1 protein-coding gene is annotated in these 298 nt (G+C 67.4%); it reads left to right on the top strand.

Annotation, left to right across the window (positions count from 1 at the left end; translation table 11 throughout):
* Positions 1 to 291: CHAT domain-containing protein (locus HB681_RS37840; RefSeq protein ID WP_213960006.1), on the top strand; the 291-nt coding region annotated here is incomplete at its 5' end.
* Positions 292 to 298: the final 7 nt, after the last annotated feature.

Genomic DNA, 298 nt, shown 5'->3' with positions numbered 1-298 from the left:
TGCGAGTCGGGCCTGGGCCGCGTGGCCACGGGCGACGAGGTGCTGGGCTTCACGCGCTCCTTCCTGTCGGCGGGCACCTCGAGCCTGATCTCCTCGCTGTGGTCGGTGTCCGATGACGCGACCGAGGTGCTGATGACCACGCTGTATGCCGAGCTGGCCAAGGGCCGCGACATCCAGCGCGCGATGCAGGCCGGGCAGCTGGCCGTGCTGAAGAACCCCAGCATGTCGCACCCGTTCTTCTGGGCCCCGTTCAACCTCATCGGCAATTGGCGCCTGACTGTCGGAAGCTGAGCATGCA

It is taken from the genome of Variovorax sp. dw_954, from assembly GCF_018449755.1.
GTDB lineage: Bacteria > Pseudomonadota > Gammaproteobacteria > Burkholderiales > Burkholderiaceae_C > Variovorax.
The sequence above is the reverse complement of the archived record's forward strand: the minus strand, read 5'-3'. Positions and strand labels throughout refer to the sequence as shown.